1 protein-coding gene is annotated in these 946 nt (G+C 70.9%); it reads right to left on the minus strand.

Annotated features, from left to right (window positions below):
- The coding region (locus tag FV230_RS28710) for an acetamidase/formamidase family protein (protein ID WP_147844776.1) at positions 1–936 on the minus strand (936 nt) is incomplete at its 3' end.
- Positions 937–946: the final 10 nt, after the last annotated feature.

A 946-nucleotide genomic window follows, 5' to 3' on the forward strand; every position in this document is an offset into this window, starting at 1 on the left:
CAGGGCGGTCTTGGGCATGAGCATGTGGACGCCCTTGTTGCCGTCGACCGTCTGGGTGATGCGCAGGTTTCCGGCGAGCGAGCACAGCATGTAGGCCTGGTTGCGGGTCAGCCCGGTGCGGGCGCAGACGTGGCGCACCATCTCGCGCACCGCCTGCCGCATCGCCTCGTCGAGGCTCTCGTGCAGGCCGATCGTCATCAGGTCGGTGGGCGTCTCGGCGAACGGCCACTCGTAGCCGAGGTCCTTGCGCACGGTCAGGCGGAAGGTGCCGGTGAGGCCGGTCTCCAGCGCCGTGATGCAGACCTCGCCGTCGCCCTGCACGCCGTGCCCGTCGCCGGCGTAGAAGCCGGCGCCCGGGTTGTAGACCGGCAGGTAGAGGGTCGAGCCGACCTTCAGCTCCTTGTTGTCCATGTTGCCGCCGAAGCCGCGCGGCACCGCGGTGCCGACGCGGCCCCAGGCGGCGGGCGGCGCCGTGCCGAGGATGCCGAAGAACGGGTCGAGCGGCAGCTCGGTGCCCCAGGGCAGCACGCAGACGCCGCGCGCGACGTCGATGTCGGGGTGGATGGTCTCGTACTCGGTGAACTCGTCGGGCAAGGTCCCGAGCAGGGGCAGGATCGAGACGAAGCCCCAATCCTGGCGGAACGCCTGATCCAGGATCTCGACCTGCAGCACGTCGCCCGGCTCGGCACCGCGGACATGGACCGGCCCGGTGACGAAGTGCGGCCCGGGGCCGGGGACGCATTGATCGAGCACCGCGAGGTGCTCGGCCGAGACCCGCGCGGGATCGGGATGCAGCGACTCGCGTCCGCCGGCGGGGAAGGAATGGAGGGTGACCGTGTCCCCGGACGCGATCTCGAGCACCGGCGGCAGCGCGGCGTCGAAGTAGCCGAGCACCATCTTGTCGGGGGTGGCCGGGATCTCGTGATGCGTCGGCATGTGCGCTCCT

The sequence above is a fragment of the Methylobacterium sp. WL6 genome (genome assembly GCF_008040095.1).
Taxonomy (GTDB): Bacteria; Pseudomonadota; Alphaproteobacteria; order Rhizobiales; family Beijerinckiaceae; genus Methylobacterium.